Raw genomic sequence first — 19046 nt, 5'->3', positions numbered from 1 at the left:
GTCCGTTTCGCCGACGCCCTCGAAGTCGCCAACACCGGCGCCTGGGTGGAGCTGGGCCCGGACGGTGTGCTGTCCGCCCTCGCGGACAACGCCGTTCCGGTGCTGCGCAAGGATCGTAGCGAGTACCGGCAGGCCGTGACCGCGCTGGCGCACGCCTTCGTCCACGGCGCGGACGTCGACTGGCCGGCCCTGTTCGCCCCTCACGACCCCCAGCGCGTCGCCCTTCCCACCTACCCCTTCCAGCGCGAGCGCTACTGGCTGGAGCCGGTTTCCGCCGGTGACGTCTCCTCGGCGGGCCTGTCCGAGGCCGGCCATCCCCTCCTCGCCGCCGCTGTCGAACTGCCGGACGGCGGGCTGGTGTTGACCGGGCGGATCTCCCTGTCCAGCCACCCCTGGCTCACCGACCACACCATCGCCGGGACGGTCGTCCTGCCCGGGGCGGTCCTGCTCGACCTGGTGATCGCCGCCGGCGACCAGGCAGGGGTGGCCCGGGTGGAGGCGGCCGTCGAGGCGGTGCCGCTCGTCGTGCCCGAACACGGCGCGCTCCGGGTGCAGGTGGCCATGGGTGCGGCGGCCGACGACGGCCGACGGCCGGTCACCGTCCGTTCGCGCCCCGACCAGGGCGAGACCGACGCCGAGGCCGAGGAATGGACGACGCACCTGACGGCTACCGTCGGCGCGGAGCAGCAGAGCGCCGAGCAGCGGACCGCCGAGCCGGCGCCCGGGAGCCCCGGCGCGGAGCTGGCCGAGGAGACGGTGGCGGAGCGGATCGCCGAGCAGGGCGTCGAGTACGGTCCGGCCTTCCCCGGGCCGCGACGGGTGTGGCGGGAGGAGGACCGGGTCCGGGCCGAGGCCGAGGTGGCCGAGGCGGGCGGATTCGTCCTGCACCCCGCCCTGTTGGACGCGGCGCTGCGGTCCTGGGCGGTTGCTCAGGGCGCGGCCGAGCCGCTGGTTCCGGTGGCCTGGTCGGGTGTGCAGGTGTACGCCGGGGCCGCCACCGCCGTCCGTGCCGTGATCGACCGCGCGGAGGCGGCGGACACCGTCTCGGTGGTCCTCACCGACCCGGACGGCGCGGTGGTCGCCACGGCCGACGCGGTCCGGCTCGCGCCGTCGTCGGCGCCGTCGCGGGCCGGGCGTCGCGGACCGGACAGCCTCTTCCGGCTCGACTGGCAGCCCGTCGCCGTCCCGGCCGCCCCGGCGGACCCCGTCGACTGGGCCGTTCTCGGCGAGGCGCTGCCCTGGCGACGACAGCCTTCGCCCGCCCGCGTCTTCACCGACCTCGGCGCGCTGAGCAGTGCCGTCGACGGGGGTGCCGCCGTGCCGTCGGTGGTCCTGGCCCGCGTGGTGCCGCCGGCCGGGGACCCGGTGGACTCCGCGCACGCCCTCGCGCGGGACACCCTGGACCTGGTCCAGCGGTGGCTGGCGGACGAGCGGTTCGCCGACTCCCGGCTGGTCCTGGTCTGCGCGGGAGCCGTGGACGGCGGGGATCCGGTGGCCGCCGCCGCGTGGGGCCTGGTCCGTTCGGCGCGGTCGGAGCACCCGGGCCGGTTCGCCCTGGTGGACCTGGAGCGGGGTGAGGACGCCGCGCTGCTGACCGCCGTCCCGTTCGGCGAGGAGAGCGAGGCGGTGGTCCGCGACGGCGCGGTGCTGGTGCCCCGGCTGGTCCGCGCGGCCGCCGCCGAGGCAGCCCCCGGTCCGTTCGACCCCGACGGCACCGTCCTGGTCACCGGCGCCACCGGTGTGCTGGGCAGCCTGCTGGCCCGGCACCTGGTGCGGGTCCACGGCGTCCGGCACCTGCTGCTGGTCAGCCGCAGCGGCCCGAGGGCAGCGGGCGCCGAGGAGCTGCGCGCCGAGCTGACCGGGCTGGGCGCCGAGGTGACCGTCGCGGCCTGTGACGCGGCCGACCGGTCCGCGCTGGCGGCCCTGCTGGCCGCGGTCCCGGCCGAGCACCCGCTCACCGCGGTCGTCCACACGGCGGGTGTGCTGGACGACAGCCTGATCACCTCGATGAGCGCCGGGCAGCTGGCCGGGGTGCTGCGGCCCAAGGTCGACGCGGCCTGGCACCTGCACGAGCTGACCCGCGACCTGGGGCTGTCCGCCTTCGTGCTCTACTCCTCGGCCAGCGGTGTGCTCGGCGGTGTCGGCCAGGCCAACTACGCGGCCGCCAACGCCTTCCTCGACGCGCTCGCCGCCCGGCGGGCCGCCGAGGGCCTGCCCGCGACCTCCCTGGCGTGGGGCCTGTGGGCGGACGCCAGCTCGATGACGGGCCACCTGTCCGAGTCGGACCTGCGCCGGCTGGCGCGCGGCGGCTTGGTGCCGCTGACCGCCCAGGACGGCATGGAGCTGTTCGACCGGGCCCTCGCCGTGGACGAGCCGCTGCTCGCGGCGGTCCGCTGGGACCTGGGCGCGCTGCGCTCCCAGGGTGCCGCGCTGCCGTCGGTGCTGCGCGGTCTGGTCCGAGTGCCGGTCGGTCGCCGGGCGGCCGCGGGGTCGCGGGCCGACTCGCTGCCGGAGCGGCTCGCCCGGGTCGGCGGGGACGAGCGTGAACGGCTCCTGCTGGACGCCGTCCGGGAGACGATCGCCGCCGTACTGGGACACGACGGCATCCAGCGGATCCAGCCCGACCGGGCGCTGTCGGACCTCGGCTTCGACTCGCTGGCCGCGGTCGAACTGCGCAACCGGCTGGCGCTGTTGAGCGGCGTCCGGCTCTCCCCGGGCCTGGTCTTCGACCACCCGACCGCCGCGGCGATCGCCACCCACCTCGCCGAGCGCCTGGTGCTGCCCGACGCGGAGCGGCAGCCGGTCGGCAGCGTGGCGGCGGAACTGGACCGGCTGGAGGCGGCGTTGGCCGCCGCACCGGAGGCCGAGGTGGACGGCCGACTGGTCGAGGCCCGGCTGGAGGCACTGCTCGCCCGGTGGCGGGAGGCCGCGGCGGGCCCCGAGCGGGCGGGGGAACGGGAACGGATCGCCAGCGTCTCGGTCGACGAGCTGTTCGACATCATCGACGCCGAGCTCGACACCCCGTGACCGACCCGGGCACGGCACGGAAGCGCACGACGCAGCACAGGAAGGAACGACAGGTGTCAGAGCCGGAGCAGGACAAGGTCGTCGAGTACCTGCGGCGGGTCACCGCGGACCTCAAGAGGTCCCGGCAGCGGGTGCGCGAACTGGAGGACCGGGAGCACGAGCCGATCGCGATCATCGGCATGGCCTGCCGCTACCCGGGCGGGGTCCGGTCGCCGGAGGACCTCTGGCGGCTGGTCGCCGAGGGCGGCGACGCGATGTCGGAGTTCCCGACGGACCGCGGCTGGCCGGCCGACCTCCACCACCCGGACCCGGACCACCCCGGCACCACCTACGCGCGGGCCGGCGGGTTCCTCCACCGGGCCGGGGAGTTCGACGCGGGCTTCTTCGGGATCTCGCCGCGCGAGGCGCTGGCCATGGACCCGCAGCAGCGCCAGCTCCTGGAGACGGCGTGGACGGTCGCGGAGAGCGCGGGCATCGACCCGCTCGCGCTGTCCGGTAGCGACACCGGCGTCTTCGTCGGCGCGATGTACCAGAACTACGCGCTGCGCAAGGGCGAGGTGCCCGAGGAGGTGGAGGGCTACCTGATCAGCGGCAGCGCGGACAGCGTGGTCTCCGGCCGGGTCTCCTACGCGCTCGGCCTGGTCGGCCCCGCCGTCACGGTGGACACCGCCTGCTCCTCCTCGCTGGTGGCCCTGCACCTGGCCGCCCAGGCGCTGCGCAACGGCGAGTGCTCGCTCGCGATGGCCGGCGGGGTCACCGTGATGTCCACACCGACCCTGTTCCTGGAGTTCTCCCGGCAGCGGGGGCTGTCCGCGGACGGGCGGTGCAAGTCCTTCGCGGCCGCCGCGGACGGCACCGGCTGGTCCGAGGGGGTCGGCCTGGTGCTGCTGGAACGGCTCTCCGACGCGCAGCGCAACGGTCACCGGGTGCTGGCGGTGGTGCGCGGCAGCGCGGTCAACCAGGACGGCGCGTCGAACGGCCTGACCGCCCCCAACGGGCCGTCCCAGCGCCGGGTGATCCGCCGCGCGCTGGCCAACGCGCGGCTGACCCCGCTGGACGTGGACGCGGTGGAGGCGCACGGCACCGGCACCAGGCTCGGCGACCCGATCGAGGCCGAGGCCCTGCTCGCCACCTACGGCCGGGACCGCCCGGCCGACCGGCCGCTGCGCCTCGGCTCGGTGAAGTCCAACCTCGGGCACACCCAGGCCGCCGCCGGCGTCGCCGGTGTGATCAAGATGGTGCTGGCGCTGCGGCACGGCCTGCTGCCGAAGACGCTGCACGTGGACGCGCCCTCCCCGGACGTGGACTGGGACTCCGGCGGGGTCGAGCTGCTGACCGAGCCGATGGCCTGGCCGGAGACCGGACGGCCGCGCCGGGCGGCGGTCTCCGCGTTCGGGATCAGCGGCACCAACGCCCACGTGGTGCTGGAGCAGGCGCCCGTCGAGGCGGCCCCGGAGCCGTCCGGGCGGGCCCGCGGCGCGACCGCCGGCGGCGTGGTGCCGTGGGTGGTCTCCGCCCGGGGCGCGGAGGCGCTGCGCACCCAGGCCGGTCGGCTGGCCGAGTTCCTCGCCGCCGGGCCCGGGCCCGACCCGGTCGACGTCGCGTGGTCGCTGGCGACCACCCGCGCGGCGCTGGAGGACCGCGCCGTGGTGCTGGGCGGCGACCCGGAGCAGTTGCTGGCCGGGCTGCGGGCGGTCGCGGCGGGCGCCGAGCACCCGGCGGTGGTCCGCGCCGCCGGTCCGGCCGGGGCCGGGCGCGGGGTGGCCTTCCTGTTCACCGGGCAGGGTTCGCAACGGGCGGGCATGGGAGCCGGGTTGGCCGAGGCGTACCCGGTCTTCGCGGCCGCGCTCGACGAGGTCTGCGCCGAACTCGACCCGCTGCTCGGGGTTTCGCTGCGCGAGGCGATCACCACCGGGACCGCCGCCGACGGCCGCTCGCTGGACCGGACCGACCTGACCCAGCCGGCGCTGTTCGCCGTCCAGGTCGCGCTGGTCAGGCTGGCGGAGTCCTGGGGCATCCGGCCGGCGGCCGTGGCCGGTCACTCGATCGGCGAGCTGACGGCCGCGTACGTCGCGGGCGTGTGGTCGCTGCCGGACGCCTGCGCCGTGGTGGCCGCCCGCGGCCGGCTGATGCAGGCGCTGCCGTCCGGCGGCGCGATGCTCGCCGTGCAGGCGGACCGGGAGCGAGTGGCGGCCTGGGTGGCCGAGCAGGCGCCCGGCGTCGACGGCGAGTTGGCGATCGCCGCCGTCAACGGCCCGTCCTCCGTGGTGGTTTCGGGTCGGGCGCGGGCGGTCGAGGCGGTCGGCCGGGCGGCGCGCGAGGCCGGCTGCCGGACCAAGGCGCTCACCGTCAGCCACGCCTTCCACTCACCGCTGATGCGGCCGATGCTCGACGCCTTCGCCGAGGTGCTGGCCACCGTCGCGACCCGGCCGCCGGTGCTGCCCGGGGTCGCCGCGGTGACCGGGCAGTGGAGCGACGGCGACTCGTGGGGCTCCCCCGCCTACTGGGCCGAACAGGTCTGCGCGCCGGTGCGGTTCGCGGACGTGGCCGCCACCCTGCTCGCCGACGGCTTCGACACCTGCCTGGAGGCCGGTCCCGACGGTGTGCTCTCGGCGCTGGTCACCGAGACCGCGGAGCACCTCGGGGCCGCGCAGCGCACCGACTCCCAGGAGGCTGCCGACGGCTCCCCGGACGGCTCCGCGGACGCCTGGCGCCCGCGTGCCCCGCTGGCCGTCCCGCTGCTGCGCCGCGGCCGCCCGGAGCGCGCCGCCGCGCTGGCCGCGGCCGCCGCACTGTTCGCCGCCGGGGCGCCGGTCGACTGGGCCGGGCTCCTCCGGGCCGGATCCGACGACCGGCCCGGGCCGGTCGAGCTGCCGACCTACACCTTCCGCACCGACCGGTACTGGCTCCCCGCGGAGACCGCGGAGACCGAGGAGGCCGAGGGAGCCGTCGGGACGGGCGGTGCCGGTCCGGCCGACACCGAGTTCTGGCGCCTGGTCGAGCAGGGGGACCTCGACGGACTCACCGACGCCCTGCAGGTGACCGGGGACGTTCCGCTGAGCCGCGCGCTGCCGGCGCTCTCCACCTGGCACCGCTCCCGCCGCGCGGACGAGCAGGCGGCGCAGTGGCTCTACCGCGCGCGCTGGCAGCGCCTGCCCGCCGCCCCGGCCGTCGTCCCCGGGCGCTGGCTGGTCGTCGTCCCGGACGCCCCCGGGGAGCGGGCCTGGTCGACGGCGGTGGTCGAGGCGCTGCGCGGGCACGTCGAGCCGGTCGTGGTCCCGCTGGGCGAGCGGGCGACGCTGGCCGACCGGCTGCGCGCCGTCCTCGCCGAAGGGCCGCGACCGGCCGGACTGCTCTGCCTGGCGGGTGTCGACGAGCGGCCGGAACCGGGCCACCCGGAGGTCACCCGCGGTCTCGCCGACACCCTCGCCGTCCTCCAGTCCGCACCGGGCCTCGGCCTCCCGGTGTGGCCGGCGACCAGGGAGGCGGTGGCGGCGACCCCGCAGGACGGCCTGGCCGGCTTCGCCCAGGCCCCGGTGTGGGGCCTGGGCCAGGTGGCCCGGCTGGAGCAACCGCAGTGCTGGGGCGGGCTGGTGGACCTGCCGGCCGAGCCGGACGGGACCACCGGTGCCCTGCTGGCCGCCGTGCTCTCCGGTACGGCCCGGCCGGGCGGCGAGGACCAGGCGGCGATCCGCCGCGCGGCCGTCCACGTCCGCCGGCTGGTCCGCCACCGGCCCGCCGCCCCGTCGTCGCCATGGCGCCCGTCCGGCACCGTCCTGGTGACCGGCGGTACGGGCGCGCTCGGCGCCGAGGTCGCCCGCTGGCTCGCCCGGGAGGGCGCCGGGCACCTGGTGCTCACCAGCCGCCGGGGACCGGACGCGCCGGGGGCCGCGGACCTCGCCGCCGAACTGACCGCGCTGGGCGCCGAGGTGACCGTCGCGGCCTGCGACGCGGCGGACGGCGAGGCGCTCGCCGCGCTGCTGGACACCCTGCCCGCCCCGCTCACCGCCGTCGTGCACGCCGCCGGCGTCCTGGACGACGGGGTGCTCGCCGCGCTCACCCCCGCCCGGCTCGCCGAGGTGGCCAGGGCCAAGGCCGTCGCCGCGCTCAACCTGCACCGGCTCACCCTCGGTGCCGAGCTGTCGGCCTTCGTGCTGTTCTCCTCCGTCGCCGGCACGCTGGGCAGCGCGGGGCAGGGCAACTACGCGGCGGCCAACGCCTTCCTCGACGCGCTGGCCGAGCGCCGGGTGCGGGACGGCCTGCCCGCCACCTCGATCGCCTGGGGTCCCTGGGCCGGGGCCGGGATGGCGGCGGGGGAGGGGGTCCGGGAGAAGCTGGCCCGGTTCGCGGTCGAGCCGATGGCGGCCCGGCCCGCCCTCGCCGCGCTGCGGACGGCCGTGGGCAGTGGCGCGGCCACCGTCGCCGTCGCCGACGTCCGGTGGGCGCGGCTGGTCGCCGGAGGCACCCCGCCGCCGCTGCTCGCCGAGCTGCCGGAGGCCCGACCGGCCCCCGGCGCCCCGGCCCCCGCGCGGACCCGGCTCGCCGATCTGCCGCCCGCCCGACTCGACCGCGCACTGCGCGAGTTGGTGGCGGAGAAGGCGGCGCAGGCGCTGGGCCACCAGGACAGCTCGGCGCTCGCGGCCGACAGGTCGTTCCGCGAACTCGGGCTCGACTCGCTGACCGCCGTCGAACTGCGCAACGCGCTGGCCGGCGCCCTCGGGGTGGCCCTGCCGCCCACCCTCGCCTTCGACCACCCCACCCCGCAGGCCCTCGCCGCGCACCTGCGCACCCTGCTGCGGCCGGCCCCGGCACCCGCAGCCGACCGTGACCTCCCGGCCGGTGCGCGTCCGACCGCCGAGGACCCGATCGCCATCGTCTCGATGGACTGCCGCTTCCCCGGTGGTGTCACCGGCCCGGACGAGTTCTGGGAGCTGCTGGCGGCCGGGCGCGACACCGTCACCGGGTTCCCCACCGACCGCGGCTGGGACCTGGCCGCCCTCTACCACCCCGACCCGGACCACCCCGGCACCAGCTACACCCGCCACGGCGCCTTCCTCGACGCCCCCGACCGCTTCGACGCCGCCTTCTTCGGCATCGGCGCGCGCGAGGCGGCGGCCATGGACCCGCAGCAGCGGCTGCTGCTGGAGATCTCCTGGCGGGCCGTGGAACGCGCGGGCCTGGACCCGCTCTCGCTGCGGGAGAGCCGCACCGGGGTCTTCATCGGCACCAACGGGCAGGACTACCTGTCCTTCCTCGACGGGATCCCGGACGGGCTGGCCGGCTACCTCGGCACCGGCAACGCGGCCAGCGTGCTCTCCGGCCGGATCGCCTACACCCTCGGCCTGCACGGCCCGGCGCTCAGCGTGGACACCGCCTGCTCCTCCGGGCTGGTGGCCCTGCACCTCGCCGCCAACTCGCTGCGCACGGGCGAGTGTTCGCTGGCCCTGGTCGGCGCGGCGACGGTGATGTCCAGCCCGGGCGTCTTCGTGGACTTCAGTCGCCAGCGCGGCCTCGCCGAGGACGGTCGCTGCAAGGCGTTCGCGGCCGCCGCGGACGGCACCGGATGGGGCGAGGGGGCCGGCGTGCTGCTGCTCGAACGGCTCTCCGACGCCCGCCGCAACGGCCACCCGGTGCTCGCCGTGCTGCGCGGCACCGCGGTCAACCAGGACGGCGCCTCGAACGGCCTGACCGCGCCCAACGGGCCGGCCCAGCAGCGGGTGATCGGAGCGGCGCTGGCGGCGGCGGGCCTGGCGCCCGACGAGGTCGACGCGGTCGAGGCGCACGGCACCGGCACCACGCTCGGCGACCCGATCGAGGCCCAGGCGCTGCTCGCCACCTACGGGCAGGGCCGTCCCGCCGACCGCCCGCTCCACCTCGGCTCGGTGAAGTCGAACATCGGCCACACCCAGGCCGCCGCCGGACTCGCCGGGCTGATCAAGATGGTGCTGGCGCTGCGCCACGGCCTGCTGCCGAGGACTCTGCACGTGGACGCGCCCTCCCCGCACGTGGACTGGTCCACCGGCGCGGTGTCCCTGCTGACCGAGCCGGTCGCCTGGCCGGAGACCGGACGGCCGCGCCGGGCGGCGGTCTCCGCGTTCGGGATCAGCGGCACCAACGCCCACGTCATCCTCGAACACGCGCCCGAGCCGGCGCCCGCCGAGGCCCCGGCCCGACCGTCGCCGTCGCACCCGTCGTCGCCGGTGCCGATCCCGCTCTCCGCCCGGAGCACGGCGGCGCTGCGCGCCCAGGCCCGGCTGCTGCGCGGCCACCTCGACGCCCACCCCGGGCAGAGCCTCGCCGACCTCGGCCACTCGCTGGCCACCGGCCGTGCCGCGCTCACCCACCGGGCGGTGCTGCTCGCGGAGGACCGGGCGGGCCTGGCCACCGGCCTCGCCGCCCTCGAAGTCGGCCGACCGGCCGCCGGCCTGCTGGACGGCCGGGTGGCCCCGACCGCTCCGGTGGCCTTCCTCTTCACCGGCCAGGGCAGCCAACGCCCCGGCATGGGAAGGGAGTTGTACGAGTCGTTCGAGGTCTTCCGGGCGTCCTTCGACGAGACCTGCGCGGCACTCGAAGCACGGCTCGGCCACCCGCTGCGGGAGGTGGTCCTCGCCCCGGCCGGCTCCGCCGAGGCCGGCCCGCTCGACCGGACCGGCTACGCCCAGGCGGCGCTGTTCGCGCTGGAGGTCTCCCTCCACCGGCTGGTCGGCGCCCTGGGCCTGCGGCCGGACCTGGTGGCCGGCCACTCGGTCGGCGAACTGGCGGCCGCGCACGCCGCGGGCGTCTTCGACCTGGACGACGCCGCCGCGCTGGTCGCCGCCCGCGCCCGGCTGATGCAGCAACTGCCGCCCGGCGGCGCGATGGTGGCCGTCGAGGCGGGCGAGCAGGAGATCGCGGAGCTGGTCGCGGACCGCGCCGGGCAGGTGTCCGTCGCCGCGGTCAACGGACCCACCGCCACCGTGCTCTCGGGCGACGAGGACGCCGTCCTGGAACTCGCCGCCCGGCTGGCGGGACGGGGCCGGCGCACCAAGCGGCTGCGGGTCAGCCACGCGTTCCACTCCCCGCGCATGGACGACATGCTGGCGGCGTTCCGGGCCGAGGCCGAGCGGATCTCCTACCGTGCGCCCGACCTCCCCCTCGTCTCCAACCTGACCGGCGACCTGGCCGACCCGGCCGAACTGGCCACCGCCGACTACTGGGTGCGGCACGTCCGCCACGCGGTCCGCTTCGCCGACGGCGTCCGCAGCCTGGAACGGCAGGGCGCGCGCACCTTCGTCGAGCTCGGCCCGGACGGCGTGCTGAGCGCGCTGGCCCGGGACTGCCTCGTCGACCCCGGCGCGGCGCGGACCGTCCCGCTGCTGCGCGCCGACCGTCCGGACCGCGCCGCGCTGACCGCCGCGCTCGCCCAGCTGTACGTGCACGGGCTGCCGGTGGAACTGGACGGCCTGTGCGAGGGCGGCCGCCGGGTCGACCTGCCCGTCTACCCGTTCCAGGGCCGGGTCCACCGGCTGACCGCGACCCGCTCGCTGACCCGCTCCCCGGCGGCGCCCGCCACGGCCGGCGCCGCGCCGACGGCGGACCCGCTGGTCGAGGAGAAGCCGGACGAGGCCGAGACCGGGGCCGAAGCGCTGCGCCGACGGCTGCGCGAGACTCCGGTGGCCGCCCGGACCGATCTGCTGGCCGACCTGGTCACCGGCCAACTCGCCGCTGTGCTGGGAGAGGTGGAGGAGATGGCCCGATCCGGCGAAGCCTTCAGTGAACGCGGACTCACCTCCCTCGGCATGGCCGAGCTGCGCAACCGGCTGCACGAGACGACCGGGGTCCGGCTCGCCCCGTCCGCGATCGTCGACCACCCGACCCCCGTCGCGCTGGCCGGCTACCTCGCCGCCCGCATCGTCGAGTCGCTGCCCGTCGACGAACTGCCCGTCGCACAGGTCCCGCCGGCCGACCGGCGGGAGACCGCCCCACCCGCGGCCGGCCCCGCCGGCTCCCCGCTGGTCACGCTCTTCCGGCAGGCGAGCCTGGCCGGCCGGGCCGGTGAGGGGCTGCGGCTGCTCGCCGCCGCCGCCCGCCTGCGGGACCAGCCGGACGGGCCGCCCGCCGCCCCGCGCCGCGACCGCTTCGCCACCGGCCCCGCCGACCCGCCGCTGGTCTGCTTCCCCTCGCTGGTCGCACCCGCGCACGCCTACCAGTACGCCCGGTTCGCCGCCCCCTTCCGGGGCCTGCGCGAGCTGACCGTGCTCTCACCGTCCGGCTACGCCCCCGGCGAGACCCTGCCCGACACGCTCGCGGAGCTCGTCGGGCAGCAGGTGGCGGCCGTACGCGCCGAACACGGCGACCGGCCGGTCGCGCTGCTCGGCTACTCCTCGGGGGGCTGGCTGGCGCAGGCCGTGGCCGAGGCGCTCGCCGAGGACGGCGGCGCGCCGTCCGCCGTCGTCCTGCTCGACACCCACCTGCCCGGCAGCGCGGGGCTCACCGCCCTGGAGTCGGCGATCTTCGGCGCCCTGGCCGACCGCGCCGACGTGGTCGAGCTGACCACCGACACCGGGCTGAGCGCCATGGGCCGCCACTTCGAGCTGTTCCGCGACTGGCGGCCGGCCCCGGTGGCGAGCCCGACCCTGCTGGTCCGGGCGACCAGCCCCCTCGCCGGAACCCCGGAGGACCGACCGGCCCCCCTGGCGTCCTGGCCCCACCGGCACCGAACCGTCGACGTGCCGGGCGACCACCTGACCATCATCGGCGACTCCGCAGCCTCGACCGGCCGTGCCGTCGAGACCTGGCTGTCCGGAGCGGAACGGGAGCGAGCGACACGATGACCAGCGGACCCACCCCTGCCGACTCACCGGCCGCCACCGCGCCGGAGACGGTCTTCGGGCCGACCTTCCTGCAGAACCCCTATCCCGCCTACGACGTCCTGCGCACCGAGGCGCCGGTCGGCCGCCACGTGGTGAAGACGCTCGCCTCCGAGGTCAACGCCTGGGTGGTGACCCGGCACGAGGACGTCCGGGCGCTGCTGGCCGACCCGTCGCTCTCCAAGGACGCGCTCGGCCTGCCGCGGATCATCGAGCGCCACGCCCTGCACCCCGACGGCTCGGCCGGCAGCAACCCGCGCAGCATGCTGTTCAGCGACCCGCCCGACCACACCCGGCTGCGCCGCATCGTCTCCAAGGCGTTCACCATGCGCCGCGTCGAGCGGATGCGGCCGTGGATCGAACAGCTCGCCGACGACCTGGTCGACGAGATCGTGCCCGGCGCCGAGTTCGACCTGATGGAGCAGATCGCGCTGGCGTTCCCGATCTACGTGATCGGCGCCCTGCTCGGCGTCCCGGCGGCCGACTTCGCGGACCTGCGGCGCTGGAACGGCGTGCTCACCAGCGTCGAGGCCGGCGCCGCCGAGAAGCGGGAGGCGATCGGGCTGTCCTACGCCCACCTGGAGTCGGTGGTGGCCGCCAAGCGCCGCGCCCCCGCCGACGACCTGGTGAGCGCGCTCATCGAGGCCGAGGAGGACGGTGACCGGCTGGACGGCGGCGAACTGATCTCCAGCCTCTTCCTGCTGATGAACGCCGGCTACGAGACGACCGCCAACCTGATCGGCAGCGGGGTGCTCGCCCTGATCCAGCACCCCGACCAGCAGCGCCGACTGCGCGAGGACCCGGCCCTGCTCTCCGGCGCGGTCGAGGAACTCCTGCGCTACGAGAGCCCGTTGAACCTCGCCACCATCCGGTACACCACCCGGCCGGTCCAGGTCGGCGAGGTGGTCATCCCGGCGGACGAGATCGTCTTCGTCTCGCTCTGCGCCGCCAACCGGGACCCGGCCGTCTTCGACCGGCCGCACGCGCTGGACGTCGGCCGGAAGAAGAACCAGCACCTCTCCTTCGGTCACGGCATCCACCACTGCATCGGGGCGCCGCTGGCCCGCCTCGAAGGGGAGGTCCTGTTCGGCCGGCTGCTCGGCCGCTTCCGGCACTGGGAGCTGGCCGTCCCGGCCGAGCACCTGGTGTGGCGGCACAGCCTCCAGTTCCGCGGACTGGCGAGCCTGCCGGTCCGGATGTCCTGAACCACATCGGCCCCGATGTGGCAACTCCGTACGATCCCAAGGGAGATGAATCACTCATGACCGACAGCACGGGAACCGCCGCAGCGGTGGGCGAGGGCGTGGTCGCGGCCTTCTTCGACGCCTGCGCCCGGGACGCCTTCGACGAGGCGGTCGCCTGCTTCGCCGAGGACGGCGTCTGGATCATGGCCGAGGGGCCCGAGCCCGGCACCACCTACCGGCGGGACCGGATCCGGGACTTCCTGGTCGACCTGGTCAAGAAGCGCGAGGAACTCGCCGACCAGGGGATCGGCCTGGTCTTCGAGCCCGCCGTGGTGGTCGGCGACCGCCAGATCATCGAGTTCACGCTGCGCAACGGCGCCGGCGAGGTGATCGACCGTGGCGTGGACCTCTTCACGCTGAAGGACGGCCTGATCCTCGTCAAGGACGTCTTCCGCAAGGCCTGACCCCGACACCCGCGGCCCCGAGACCCGCGCCCCCGACATCCGCGCCCCCGACATCCGCGTACAGACAAGGAGTTCGTCCGTGTTCGAGAACCTCAGTGAGCACCTGACCACCTTCGCCAACGACATCGACTTCGAGGAGCCGAAGCCCGGCCAGAGCGGCACCTACCAGTCGGAGCTGCGCGACCCGTCCGGCGCCGCGATCGGCACCGTCGAGGGCTCCTACCGGATCGTCACCCGGCGGGAGAGCGACGGCGTCCTGCTCGCCTGCATCAACGAGAAGATCGTGCTCACCGACGGCGTCGTGCACGTCGAAGCCTGGGCGCGCTTCGAGAACCTGATCTCGGGGGAGTGGCTCTACTGCCCGGCCGTCGGGGTGAGCGGACGCTACGCCGGCCGCACCGGGTTCCGGCAGTGGCGCCCGGTGGAGCTGGGCAAGACCGCCGAGGCCAAGCTGGTCTTCTTCACCACCCAGCTCTCCTGACCCGGGCCCATGAGCGGGATCCTTCCGGAGACGACCGGCGCCGCGCGGTTCGCGGGCCGGGTCGTGCTGATCACCGGCGGGGGCGGCGGAATCGGTTCCGCCGCCGCCCGGCGGTTCACCGCCCGGGGCGCCCGGGTCGTACTGGCCGACATCGACCGGGCCCGCGGCGACGCCGTCGCCCGGGAGACCGGTGCGCTGTTCGTGCCGACGGACGCGTCCGAGCTGGCCGACAACGAGAAGCTGGTGCGCGCCGCCGTCGAGCGGTTCGGCGGCCTGGACGTGGTCTGGCTCAACGCCGGTGTGCTGGCCGGTAGTTCGATCGGCGATGGGTTCGACCGCGACGCCTACCGGCGGCTGCTCGCGAGCAACGTCGACTCGGTGGTGTACGGGGTGCAGGCGGCTCTGCCGGCGCTGCGCGAGCGCGGCGGCGGCTCGATCGTGGTCACCGCCAGCACCACCGGGCTCCGCCCGTCGCCCGAAGTGTTCTACTCGGCCTCCAAACACGCGGTGGTCGGCCTGGTCCGTTCGCTGGGGCCCGTACTGGCCGGGGACGGGATCACCGTCAACGTCCTGTGCCCGGGCGCGGTCGACACCCCGCTGGTCGCCGAACGCCTCGCCGCCTGGCGGGCCGCCGGCGTCGCGGTGGCCACCCCGGACCAGGTGGTCGACGCGATGGAGGAGGTCGTCCGGGACGGGCGGACCGGCCAGGCCTGGGTGGTCGGTCCCGACACCGGCGTCACCCCGTTCGCGTTCGCCGACCTGGTCGTGGCCGGCGAGCACCGGTTGCGCTTCGCCGGCGGGAGGGTCAGCAGCGTCCCCGACGACGACTGACCGGACCCGCCCGCGCCCGCGTCACCGGAAACAGGACCGGTGACGCGGGCCCCTGTCACCGTCCCGTCCGACCTCCGAGGAGTACCGCATGCTCTCCGTCAAGGCCGCCGTCGCCCGCAGCAAGGGCGGCCCGTTCTCCGTCGAGGACGTGCTGCTGGGGCAGCCCAGAGCGGACGAGGTACTGGTCCGGCTGGTCGCCACCGGCCTGTGCCACACCGACCTGCTGGCCCGGGACCAGATCCTCCCGCCGGGGCTGCCCGCCGTGCTCGGCCACGAGGGCAGCGGCGTGGTCCAGGCCGTGGGTGAGGCGGTGACCACGCTCGCCCCGGGCGACCCGGTGGTGCTGGCCCCGATGAGCTGCGGCTCGTGCCGCCCCTGCCTCACCGGCCACCCCATGCACTGCGTCTCCTTCCTGCCGCTCAACCTGCGCGGCCGGCGGGCGGACGGTTCGACCGCCTACCGGGACGCGGCGGGCGCCGGGATCAGCGGGCACTTCTTCGGCCAGTCCTCCTTCGCCGACCACGTCGTCGCCCACCAGCGCAGCGTGGTGAAGGTGCGCGCCGACGCCCCGCTCGAGCTGCTCGGCCCGCTGGGGTGCGGCCTGCAGACGGGCGCGGGCGCCGTGCTCGGGGTGTTCGCCGCACCGCCCGGCAGCAGCCTCGTGGTGTTCGGCGCCGGGCCGGTCGGACTGGCCGCCGTGATGGCCGCCCGGATCGCCGGCTGCACCCGGATCATCGCGGTCGACCTGCACCGCGGCCGACTCGACCTGGCACTCGAACTCGGCGCCACCGACGTCCTCGACGGCGGCCAGGACGCGGTGGCCGCCGCGGTGGTCGAACTCAGCGGCGGCGGCGTCGACTTCGCCCTCGACGCCGTCGGCCTCCCGCGGACCGCCCGGGCGGCCGTCGAGTCCCTCACGACCGGCGGCACGGCCGGCATCGTCGGCTCGGCCGGCACCGGCCAGGACCTGTCCGTCGGGCTGGTCCAGATGCTGGGCCGCACGGTGAAGGGCATCCTGCAGGGAGACAGCGTTCCCGCCCTGCTCATCCCCCGGTTGCTGGACTTCTTCATGGCGGGCCGGTTCCCGCTGGACAAGCTGATCCGCCCGTACCCCCTCGCCGACATCAACCAGGCGGTCGCCGACGCGACCGGCGGAACCACCGTCAAACCGCTCCTGCTGCACCATGCGGAAGGCTGACCGGGAGGACCGTTGGCCGGGGGAGATCCCGGCCAACGGCCAGTCGGCCCGGTCCCGTAGGCGGCGGTCAGTGGGCGTCGCGGCAGGCGCCGGCGGGGGTGCAGAGGGAGAGGGATAGCGGCTTGCCGGTGGCGGGGATCCGGTAGTGGTAGGCGGCGAAGGTGACGAGGTCGCCGGCGCCGAGGTCGACGGTGCGGAGCCGGACGGGGCTTACGAGGTGGTCGGGGTCGCCGGAGACCTCGATGTCGTCCACCCGGCCGCGGTAGGCCGTGAAGGCGTAGGAGTCCACACCCGCCGTGGTGTCGGCCGGCATGGGGGTGCGCGGGATGAGGTCCTTGATGGGGCTGAACCAGATGGTCGTGGGTGTCTCGCCGCGGTGGTTGATGACGGCGTAGCAGACGTCGAAGCTGTCCACCAGCCAGAACGCGATCGCCCGGTCCTGGCCGTCGGTGTCGAGGACCGCCATGGTCGGCAGGGTCGGTTTCGGGCACTGGGGTGGGGTGTTGAGCTCGGCGACGAGGTCCACGATCCACTGGGCGGACGGTGGGGCGGGTTCGGGGAGGCTGACCGGGTGGTGGAACGCGCCGGTGTCGAGGACCGGCTCGCACGCGGTGGCCGCCGCCAGTGCCGCCGCCAGCGCCACCGTCGAACAGAGCACCCCGAAGCCGCGTCTCATCCTGCCTCCCCCGGACCGACGGGTGAGCCCCAGGATGCTCCCGGCCCCGGGCGGCGGCAAGACTCCGGGCGACGGCAAGACTCCGGGCGCGGCGTCCTGCCGCCGACCGGAGCCGGGTGCCGCGCGCCGTCAGGCGGGGCGGGGGAGGTAGGCCAGGCCGTGGGCGCCGGGTTCGGCGAGCTTGGGGACGGTCAAGCGGGTGACGGGTGTCAGGGTGTCGAGGTCGATGACGTCGACGGTCGAGGAGAGGACGGCTGAGACGTAGCCGAGGCGGCCGTCGGGGGAGGAGGTGATGGTCAGCGGGAACCGGCCCACCTCGACCGAGCCGAGGGGCCGGTGGGTGGCGGCGGAGAACACGGTGAGGCGGCCGGGGGCCTGGCGGCCGAGGGGGGAACCGGCACTGGGGGTGGCGCGGACCTCGCCGGCGAGCAGCCGGCCGGTGGCGGTCAGGTGGACCGGGAGGACGGCGGATTCGGTGGGGAGGACGTCCACCACGGTGGCCGTACGGGTGTCGAGGACGCGGATGCCCGGCTCGGCGCCGGGCTCGGCGGCGAAGCCGAGGTAGGGCCCCGCCACGTACACCCGCTCGCCGTCCGGGGAGACGGCGAGGCCCTCGCTGCCGGGCACCGCCACCTTGGCGGTCAGCACGCCGCGGTCGAGGTCCACGACGGAGACGAACGGCGCCTCCTTGTTGGTGGCGTAACCGGTGCGCCCGTCCGGGGAGATGGCGAACCAGTGCGGGCCCGGGGCGTCGGTGTCGATCCGGCCGAGCGGGCGGCGGGTCGCGGTGTCGATGACCACCACCCCGCCGGGACGGTCGGCGGAGGCCTCGACACTGACGTAGAGCCGGTCGCGGGCGAGGTCCAGGGCCAGGCCGTGCGGGCCGTGCTCGGGGGCGAGGTCGATCACCTCGACGATCCGGCGGGAGTCGGCGTCGATCACGGTCAGCTCGGTGCAGTGACCGTCGTGGGCGTTGTAGTAGCCGGAGCGGTACGCGGTGCTGCACCAGAGCAGCCGCCGGGTCGGGTCGAAGCACAACTCGTGGGGTTGGGCGGCGACTTCGACGGTGTCGAGCAGGGCGTCGGTGGCGACGTCGAAGAACGAGACGGTCGGGCCGCTCTGGCTGACGACGGCGAGGACGTCGCCGGCGAGGTGGGAACGCGGGTCGTTCGGCACGTGGACTCCTGGTACGAGGACTGGTCGCGTGGACGGTTCCACTGTCCGCGCCCGGCTCCGGCCGAACCATGCAAGGATCGGCACGGGATCATTGCCCACACCGCAAAACCACAGCTCAGGAGTCCAGAATGGATCTCAATCTGCTACCGGCCCTGGACGCCCTGCTCCAGGAGAACAGCGTGACCCGGGCCGCCGAGCGGCTCGGGACCTCACCGGCGGCGGTGAGCCGGATGCTGGCCCGGCTGCGCCGGGCGGTCGGCGACCCGCTGCTGGTCCGGGCCGGGCAGGGCCTGGTGCCGACCCCGCGAGCGCTCGAACTGCGGGAGGAGGTGGCGGAGTTGCTGCGGAGCTGTGAGAACGTGCTGCGCCCCGGGGCGGGCTTCGACCCGGCGCACCTGGAGCGGACCTTCACCGTGCAGACCAGCGACGCGGTCCTGGTCCGGGTCGCCGGGCCGCTGACCGAACAGATCCGCGCCGAGGCGCCCGGAGTGGACGTGGTGTTCCTGCCGGAGGCCCTGGAGGACGGACCGGCCCTGCGCCAGGGGCTGGTGGACGTCGAGGTGGGCGTGCTCGGGCGGCTGGACCCGGAGATCCGCACCCGGCCGCTGATCACCGCGCCGGTGGTGGGCGTGGCGCGCAGCGGCCACCCGCTGTTCGAGGGGCGGATCACCGCCCGGCGCTTCGCCGCCGCCGACCACATCGGCGTCTCCCGGCGGGGCCGGCGGCTCGGGCCGATCGATGCCGCGCTGGCCGAGCGCGGGCTGCGCCGCCGGGTCGCGGTCGTGGTGCCCAGCCACACCGGCGCGATGCTGCTGGCCCGGGACAGCGACCTGGTGACGCTCGGTCCGGCGGACTGGCTGCCGGAGACCTTCGAGGCCCTGGGGCTGCGCACCTTCCCGATCCCGCTCGAACTCCCGCCGCTGGAGCTGGGGATGGCCTGGCATCCGCGCAACTCGGTCGATCCGGCGCAGCGCTGGTTCCGTGCGCACCTGGCGGCCGCCGTGCGACGGGCGTAGCGGCCCCGGGGCCGCACCTTCGCAAAGGTGCGGCCCCGAAGGGGAGTTGGGCTAGGCCGGTCCTTCGCACATGACGAGTTCGGATGAACTGGTGATGCGACCGGTACCCCGGTGGGGTGCTGGTCGTTGAGCCTGGTGTGCCGA

Annotated in this window: 10 protein-coding genes; 8 read left to right on the top strand and 2 right to left on the bottom strand. The window is 75.9% G+C overall.

Annotated elements, in window-relative coordinates:
* The 7 genes from ACWCYO_RS36475 to ACWCYO_RS36445 all read left to right on the top strand — a co-directional run.
* Positions 1-3027, top strand: a 3027-nt coding sequence (locus ACWCYO_RS36475) for a type I polyketide synthase (protein ID WP_449786624.1), incomplete at its 5' end; no start/stop codon positions are given.
* Between the two features lie 53 nt (positions 3028-3080).
* Complete coding sequence (locus ACWCYO_RS36470) at positions 3081-11840, top strand: type I polyketide synthase (RefSeq protein ID WP_449786623.1); 8760 nt, start codon at positions 3081-3083, stop codon at positions 11838-11840.
* Complete coding sequence (locus ACWCYO_RS36465) at positions 11837-13081, top strand: cytochrome P450 family protein (RefSeq protein ID WP_449786622.1); 1245 nt, start codon at positions 11837-11839, stop codon at positions 13079-13081. Before ACWCYO_RS36470 ends, ACWCYO_RS36465 begins: the two co-directional genes overlap by 4 nt.
* A 56-nt stretch (positions 13082-13137) precedes the next feature.
* Positions 13138-13524, top strand: a complete 387-nt coding sequence (locus ACWCYO_RS36460; RefSeq protein WP_270148563.1) for a nuclear transport factor 2 family protein — start codon at positions 13138-13140, stop codon at positions 13522-13524.
* Between the two features lie 79 nt (positions 13525-13603).
* Positions 13604-14005, top strand: coding sequence for an allene oxide cyclase barrel-like domain-containing protein (locus tag ACWCYO_RS36455; protein WP_270148565.1), 402 nt, complete (start codon positions 13604-13606; stop codon positions 14003-14005).
* A gap of 9 nt (positions 14006-14014) precedes the next feature.
* A complete protein-coding gene (locus ACWCYO_RS36450; protein ID WP_270148567.1) occupies positions 14015-14836 on the top strand; it encodes an SDR family NAD(P)-dependent oxidoreductase in 822 nt (273 codons plus the stop codon).
* A gap of 88 nt (positions 14837-14924) precedes the next feature.
* Positions 14925-16034, top strand: coding sequence for an NAD(P)-dependent alcohol dehydrogenase (locus ACWCYO_RS36445; RefSeq protein WP_270148568.1), 1110 nt, complete (start codon positions 14925-14927; stop codon positions 16032-16034).
* Between the two features lie 67 nt (positions 16035-16101).
* On the opposite strand, the gene ACWCYO_RS36440 is transcribed toward ACWCYO_RS36445, so the two are convergent.
* The gene (locus tag ACWCYO_RS36440; protein WP_449786621.1) at positions 16102-16710 is read right to left on the bottom strand and encodes a hypothetical protein; all 609 of its coding nucleotides are present in this window, start codon (positions 16708-16710) and stop codon (positions 16102-16104) included.
* Positions 16711-16839: 129 nt separating this feature from the next.
* Complete coding sequence (locus tag ACWCYO_RS36435) at positions 16840-17886, bottom strand: YncE family protein (RefSeq protein WP_449786620.1); 1047 nt, start codon at positions 17884-17886, stop codon at positions 16840-16842.
* Between the two features lie 128 nt (positions 17887-18014).
* Here ACWCYO_RS36435 and ACWCYO_RS36430 point away from each other — a divergent pair, with 128 nt between their 5' ends.
* On the top strand, positions 18015-18902 hold the full coding sequence (locus ACWCYO_RS36430; RefSeq protein WP_449786619.1) for a LysR family transcriptional regulator: 888 nt from the start codon (positions 18015-18017) through the stop codon (positions 18900-18902).
* The last annotated feature ends 144 nt before the right edge of the window (positions 18903-19046 follow it).

It is taken from the genome of Kitasatospora sp. NPDC001683, from assembly GCF_053596495.1.
This window is presented reverse-complemented; position numbering and strand designations above follow the sequence as displayed.

Bases quoted from the DNA above. Each gene is read 5' to 3' on its own strand.
- ACWCYO_RS36465 (WP_449786622.1), top strand. From the start codon at position 11,837: ATGACCAGCGGACCCACCCCTGCCGACTCACCGGCCGCCACCGCGCCG.
- ACWCYO_RS36460 (WP_270148563.1), top strand. From the start codon at position 13,138: ATGACCGACAGCACGGGAACCGCCGCAGCGGTGGGCGAGGGCGTGGTC.
- ACWCYO_RS36450 (WP_270148567.1), top strand. From the start codon at position 14,015: ATGAGCGGGATCCTTCCGGAGACGACCGGCGCCGCGCGGTTCGCGGGC.
- ACWCYO_RS36445 (WP_270148568.1), top strand. From the start codon at position 14,925: ATGCTCTCCGTCAAGGCCGCCGTCGCCCGCAGCAAGGGCGGCCCGTTC.
- ACWCYO_RS36440 (WP_449786621.1), bottom strand. From the start codon at position 16,710: ATGAGACGCGGCTTCGGGGTGCTCTGTTCGACGGTGGCGCTGGCGGCG.
- ACWCYO_RS36430 (WP_449786619.1), top strand. From the start codon at position 18,015: ATGGATCTCAATCTGCTACCGGCCCTGGACGCCCTGCTCCAGGAGAAC.